The organism is Stenotrophomonas maltophilia, from assembly GCF_013464485.1.
Classification (GTDB): domain Bacteria; phylum Pseudomonadota; class Gammaproteobacteria; order Xanthomonadales; family Xanthomonadaceae; genus Stenotrophomonas; species Stenotrophomonas maltophilia_AW.
Genome location: NZ_RAUX01000015.1, coordinates 137,684 through 143,749, shown reverse-complemented (window position 1 = coordinate 143,749; position 6,066 = coordinate 137,684). Strand labels below are relative to the sequence as shown.

General features: G+C 67.2%; 7 protein-coding genes. 5 read left to right on the top strand and 2 right to left on the bottom strand.

The genetic code is table 11. The annotated features are described in order from the left end of the window. Positions 1-167: 167 nt before the first annotated feature. The gene (locus D7Y61_RS07560; RefSeq protein ID WP_180865755.1) at positions 168-896 is read right to left on the bottom strand and encodes a response regulator; all 729 of its coding nucleotides are present in this window, start codon (positions 894-896) and stop codon (positions 168-170) included. A gap of 127 nt (positions 897-1,023) precedes the next feature. On the opposite strand from D7Y61_RS07560, the gene rlmD reads away from it, so the two are divergent. Further along, positions 1,024-2,358, top strand: a complete 1,335-nt coding sequence (gene rlmD, locus D7Y61_RS07555; protein ID WP_180865751.1) for a 23S rRNA (uracil(1939)-C(5))-methyltransferase RlmD — start codon at positions 1,024-1,026, stop codon at positions 2,356-2,358. A 1-nt stretch (position 2,359) separates the two neighbouring features. On the opposite strand, the gene D7Y61_RS07550 is transcribed toward rlmD, so the two are convergent. After that, a complete protein-coding gene (locus tag D7Y61_RS07550; protein ID WP_180865750.1) occupies positions 2,360-2,953 on the bottom strand; it encodes a hypothetical protein in 594 nt (197 codons plus the stop codon). Positions 2,954-3,032: 79 nt separating this feature from the next. Here D7Y61_RS07550 and D7Y61_RS07545 point away from each other — a divergent pair, with 79 nt between their 5' ends. From D7Y61_RS07545 to D7Y61_RS07530, 4 genes are all read left to right on the top strand, one after another. After that, positions 3,033-3,518: a CYTH domain-containing protein gene (locus D7Y61_RS07545; protein ID WP_180865749.1), complete on the top strand. Its 486-nt coding sequence runs from the start codon at positions 3,033-3,035 to the stop codon at positions 3,516-3,518. Positions 3,519-3,631: 113 nt separating this feature from the next. Continuing rightward, positions 3,632-4,327 carry a DsbA family oxidoreductase gene (locus D7Y61_RS07540; RefSeq protein WP_180865748.1) on the top strand — a complete coding sequence of 232 codons (696 nt, stop codon included), beginning with the start codon at positions 3,632-3,634 and terminating at the stop codon, positions 4,325-4,327. A 163-nt stretch (positions 4,328-4,490) separates the two neighbouring features. Further along, positions 4,491-5,498: a beta-N-acetylhexosaminidase gene (gene nagZ / locus D7Y61_RS07535; RefSeq protein ID WP_180865747.1), complete on the top strand. Its 1,008-nt coding sequence runs from the start codon at positions 4,491-4,493 to the stop codon at positions 5,496-5,498. Next, complete coding sequence (locus D7Y61_RS07530) at positions 5,498-6,052, top strand: hypoxanthine-guanine phosphoribosyltransferase (protein WP_005410592.1); 555 nt, start codon at positions 5,498-5,500, stop codon at positions 6,050-6,052. Before nagZ ends, D7Y61_RS07530 begins: the two co-directional genes overlap by 1 nt. The last annotated feature ends 14 nt before the right edge of the window (positions 6,053-6,066 follow it).

Below are 6,066 nucleotides of genomic sequence, written 5' to 3'. Positions count from 1 at the left end.
ATGCCGCGGCCAAGCCCCCAAGGACGGGTTTACGGCGTCCCCGCACTCCGACGCCGCCCCGCCAACCCACGGGATGCCAGCTTTTGCTKTTGCTGTTGCTGTTGCTGCTGCTGTTGCCTTGGCTTGAAGCCTCTGCGGGTGCAGGGCGCAGCCCTGCCGGCCAACCCTCAATGCAGCAGGGCTGCCACCGCCGCGCGGAACCCATCCTGGGCCTGCCCGGACTCCGGCGCATGATGCAGCTGCCGCACCGCCCGTCCCAGCCGTGCAGCGCCGACAAACCCGCAGCTGGCCTGCAACCGATGCAGCTGGCTGCGCAGCTGGCGCTCGTCGTGCTGGTCCACGGCCTGCTCGACCGCGTCGCGTACCCCCGGCAACTCGGCCAGGAACAGTTCGCGCAGGGCGATCAGATGGTTGCGCTGGCCATTGAGCGCGGCTAGTGCCGCAGTCTCGTCCCAGTCCTGGACCTGCAGTTCGACCGCTGCGGGGGGCTGGGCGACGAAGATCCCCGCCGGACTGTTCACGAGCGCGCGCCGCACGGCTTTCAGCAGCTGGTCGCGGCCCAGGGGCTTTACCAGGGTGTCGCTGAAACCTGCCTCGCGCAAACGGGCGTGAATGGAGGTATCGCCGTCGGCGGTGTGCGCCAGCGCCGGCGTGTCGGGGTGTGAACGGCGCAGCTCGCGCAGCAGCTGGGCGCCATTGCCATCCGGCAGGTTGACGTCGATCAGCCACAGGTCATGCGCGCCGGGCTCCGCGCTGGCCAAGGCGCTGGCCAGGGAGTCTGCGGTGTCCACGTCCGCTGGTAACGTTTCCAAGGCCGCCTTGAAAAAACCGCGGCTGATGATGTCGTCCTCGACAAGCAGGAAGCGAGGCCGGCTGGCCCGCGGGGTCATCTGCATCAGGGCTGCCTCCATGTCAGCTGTTGCAATCATCAAGCACTGCGGCGATGGGCGCAAGCGGGTCAGGACCCCGCCGGTCAGGATCTGCGACAATACGCCCCCATTTTTGCCCGCAGCCTGTTGCCACGTGGCCCGATCCCGTTCCCGCATCGACCGTACCCCATTCCAGACCGAGATCCTCGACCTCAGCCATGATGGTCGCGGCGTCGCTCGCCGCGAAGGCGAGGGCGGCAAGGTCACTTTCATCAGCGGCGCCCTGCCCGGCGAAGTTGTGATGGCTGAACAGACTGCCCGCAGCCGTCACTTCGACGAGGCGCGCACGGTTGAGGTGCTGCAGCCCTCGCCGCAGCGCGTGACCCCGAAGTGCCCGCACTTCGGTACCTGTGCCGGCTGCGTGCTGCAGCATCTGGACGAAGAACAGCAGATCGTCGCCAAACAGCGTGTGCTGATGGACAACCTGGAGCGCATCGGCCATGTGAAGCCGGGCGCCGTACTGGCGCCGCTGGTCGGCGAAAGCTGGGGCTACCGGCGCAAGGGCCGGTTCTCGGTGCGCCGGGTCGAGAAGAAGGACAAGACCCTGGTCGGCTTCCGTGAACAAGACCCGCGTTTCGTCGCCGACCTCAGCCAGTGCCTGACCGTGATCCCGGAAATCGGTACCAAGGTCGAGGCGCTGTCCACCTTCATCGAATCGCTCGATGGCAAGCGTGACATCCCGCAGATCGAGTTCATCGCCGGCGACCAGGCTGTGGTCCTGACCGTGCGCCACCTGCAGCCGCTCAGCGACGTCGATCGTACGGCCTGGGCTGCCTTCGGCCAGCAGCATGGCTTCGTGATCTACCTGCAGTCCGGCGGCGTGGACACCGTGCAGGCACTGGACGGGCAGGGCGTGCCGCTGTCGTTCCGCCTGGCGCCATGGGACGTGGAGCTGGCGTTCCGCCCGCTGGACTTCATCCAGGTCAACGCCAAGCTCAACGAAAAGATGATTGCCCACGCCCTTGACCTGTTGGAACCGGGCGAGGACGAGCGCGTACTGGACCTGTTCTGCGGCCTGGGCAACTTCACCCTGCCGCTGGCCCGCCGCGTGCGCGAAGTGGTCGGCGTGGAAGGCGATGCTGGCCTCGTCGCGCGTGCTCGTGAGAATGCCGAGCGCAATGGCCTGGCCAACGCGCAGTTCTTCAGCGCCGACCTGACCCAGGACCAGCGCAGCGCCCCGTGGATGCGCCAGGGCTTCGACAAGCTGCTGCTGGATCCGCCGCGCTCGGGCGCGATCGAAGTGCTGCAGCAGCTGCCGCTGAAGCAGTTCAAGCGCATCGTCTACGTCAGCTGCCACCCGGGTTCGCTGGCACGCGATGCCGGCTATCTGGTCAACGAACAGGGTTTCACCCTGGTCAGTGCCGGCGCCATGGACATGTTCCCGCACACCGCGCATGTGGAAAGCATCGCGGTGTTCGAGAAGCGCTGAGTCAGTCGATCGGCAGCGGGTCAAGGCGCCACTGGTTGCTGACCCGCTGCAGACCCAGTGTCATCCGGCCGGTGCGCCCGCGGTCGAAGACCAGTGCCAGCGTGCACTGCAGCTGGCCACTGGCCTGGTCCAGATCACAGTCGTGCACGCTGCTCAGGCGCATGCCATCAGCCTCCTTGCGCAGTGCGGCGCGCGACTCGTCATCCGTCGCACCCGCAAGAGCTTCTGCAAGACGCACCTGCAGCTGAGGTGCCAGTTCGGTCACATCCGGCACCGGCACCGGTAGACGGGTCGATTCGAGGTGCCAGCCGTCGCCACGGGGCGAGAGGCGCATCATCCGATGATGCTGGTCCATGCCACGCTCGTAGCCGACGCTGCAGTCGACGGCGCCTTCGGCGGCCGGCAGGCACCATGGCAGGGCGTTCAAGCGCGGCGCGAACAACGCCATTGCTACCTGACTGGCGGTGCCCTTGCCCTCCAGTTCCCGCTCGACCTGTGCTGCCATGGCTGCCTGAACCTGCTTCAGGTGCGGCACGGGAGGCGCCGCAGCGAAGGTGGTCGGTACACAGAACAGCAGGGGCAACAGGTGGCGCATCGACGGTCATCCTTGCGGCGAGGGGCGCCATTGTAGTCAAGCGTCCTGACCTGTCATGCCGATCACGCATAATTGCGGAATGGGTATCGAAATCGAACGCAAATTCCTCGTCAGCAGTGATGGCTGGCGCACCGCCGCGCACCGGGTGATCCCGATGGCGCAGGGTTACATCAACGATATGGGGGCGCTTGATCGCGGCACCCAGAACGCCTCGGTGCGGGTGCGCATCGAGGGCGACCACGCCGCGCTCAACCTGAAGTCGCGCACCATCGGCCACACCCGCCAGGAGTTCGACTACCCGATCCCGGTGGACGATGCGCGCGCGCTGCTGGCGCTCTGCGTGGGCGGCCTGATCGACAAGCGCCGTCATCTGGTCGCACACGCCGGGCTGATCTGGGAAGTGGATGAGTTCCTCGGCGACAACGCCGGTCTGGTGGTGGCCGAGGTCGAGCTGGACAGCGCTGACCAGGTCATCGACCTGCCGGACTGGGTTGGGGCCGAAGTGACCGACGACGCCCGCTACTACAACGTGGCGCTCGCCAACCATCCCTATTCACAGTGGTGAAACCCCAAAAAGGGGACGGAGGGAATTAAGTCGTCTTCATCCCGACTGTGCGGAAAGCGACTTAATCCCCTCCGTCCCCTTTATTCGATAGGGGCGGCCCCCATGTCAAAGGGATGAGAATCGATATCTATTCCGACGTGGTCTGTCCCTGGTGCTGGATCGGCAAGCACCGTTTCCAGCAGGGCGTGCAGTTGCTGGGGGCCCACGCGCCTGAACTCGACATCCATTGGCAGCCGTTCCAGCTGGATCCGGACGCGGATGCCACCCCGGTGCCGCTGCGCGAGGCCTACGTGCGCAAGTTCGGCGGCGCCGAGCGCACCGAGCAGATCCTGAGCCAGACCCAGACCGCCGCGCGGGCCGACGGCCTGCCGATGGACTTCAGCCAGGGCCAGGTGCGGGTGACGACATTGCCGGCGCACCGGGTGTTGTGGCTCGCGGGGCAGCATGGCGTGCAGGACGCGGTCGGCGAGGCGCTGTTCCGTGCCCATTTCGAGCATGGCGAGAATCTGGCCGACGCCGAGGCGCTGGTGAAGGCCGGCGTGGCGGGCGGTCTGGACGGCGGCGAGATCGCACAGATGCTGGCCTCCGACCGTGGCTTGGCCGAGGTGGAGGCCAAGCTGGCACAGGCCCATGCGCTGGGCATTTCCTCGGTGCCGACCTTCGTCATCGATGGGCAATGGGCCATTTCCGGGGCGCAGCCGCCCGAGGCGTTCGCCAACGCTCTGCGCCAGATCGCCGCCGAGCAGGGCGCCCCGCCGGCGCCAGCCGACGCTGACGAGGACTGTGGTCCGGACGGTTGCAGGGTCTGACCGCACCCGAAAAGGGGACGGAGGGGATTAAGACGTTTCCGGCACTTGGGGCCGTTTGCGCCTTGACGCCCTCCGTCCCCCTTTTCATGACCACTGCGCCTGTCGGCCGGTTCTGCGACAATGCGGCACTGCGCCATGCGGGCGCGCGTTGTGGAGATCGACCATGCTGCTGATCGGCGTTGCCGGCACCGAACTGACCGCCCAGGAACGTGACTGGCTGCAGCACGATGCCGTGGCAGGGGTGGTGCTGTTCAAGCGCAACTTCGCCTCGCGCCAGCAGGTGACCGATCTGAGCGCGGCCATCCGCGCCGCCGCGCCGCGCCCGCAGCTGATCTGCGTGGACCAGGAAGGCGGCCGTGTACAGCGTTTCCGCGAGGGTTACAGCGATCTGCCGCCACTGCAGGACATTGGTGCGCTGTATGCCACCGACCCGCAGCAGGCCTTGGCACTGGCCGAACGGCACGCCTGGCTGATGGCCAGTGAAGTGCGTGCCAGCGGTGTGGACCTGAGCTTCGCCCCGGTGGTCGACCTTGGCCGTGGCAACCGTGCCATCGGCAACCGTGCCTTCAGTGAAGACCCGCAGGTGGTGGCCGCGTTCACCGCCGCCTACGTGCGTGGCATGCATTCGGTCGGCATGGCCGCCACGCTCAAGCATTTCCCCGGCCACGGTACCGTGCTGGAAGACACTCACGTGGATACCGCGATCGACCCGCGCGCGCTGGACGAGCTGCGTGCGCAGGATCTGGTGCCGTTCCAGGCCGGCATCGCGGCCGGTGCCGATGCGGTGATGATGGCGCACGTGATCTATCCGAAGGTGGCGCCGGAACCGGCAGGCTATTCGCCGCGCTGGATCCAGGACATCCTGCGTGGCGAGCTGGGCTTCCGTGGCGTGGTGTTCTCCGACGACATCGGCATGGCCGCCTCGCACAGCGCCGGCGGTGTTCCCGCGCGCGTGCACGCCCATCTGGACGCCGGCTGCGACGTGGTGCTGGTCTGCCACCCGGAGCTGGTCGATGAAGCCCTGCACGCGGTGCAGTGGCGCTCCCTCAATACCGCTGCGCTGTTGGGCCTGCTCGGCCGCGGCGCGCTCGGCTGGGACGGCCTGCTGGCCGATGCCCGCCATGGCGACACCCAATCCCGTCTGCTTGAAACCCTTGGAAGAACCGTCTGATGCCCAACCTCACCATTTCCCAGGCCCTGGCCCAGGCTGACCTGCTGGTCGACCGCCCCACCATCGACAAGGCCATCGCTGGTATCGCCGACGCCATCGCGCGCGATTACAAGGGCGAGGTGCCGCTGTTCCTGTCCATCATGCACGGTGCGCTGCCGTTCGCCGGCCAGCTGGCGCTGGAACTGGGCGCGCGCGGCCAGGACGTGCAGTTCGATTACCTGCACGCCACCCGTTACCGCGGTGAAACCACCGGCGGCGACCTGGTCTGGAAGCACAAGCCGGCCACCTCGCTGTTCGGCCGCCGCGTGCTGCTGGTCGACGACATCCTGGACGAGGGCTACACCCTGCAGGGCGTGCGCACCTGGTGCCTGGAGCAGGGCGCGACCGACGTGCGCATCGCCGCGATGACGGTGAAGAAGCACGACCGCGCGCTGCCGGACGTGACTGCCGACTACGCCGGCATCGAACTACCGGACCGCTACGTGTTCGGCTTCGGCATGGACGTCAACGAAACCCTGCGCTGCGTGCCGGCCATCTACGCAATGAAGGAATAACGGCGCAGCCGCCC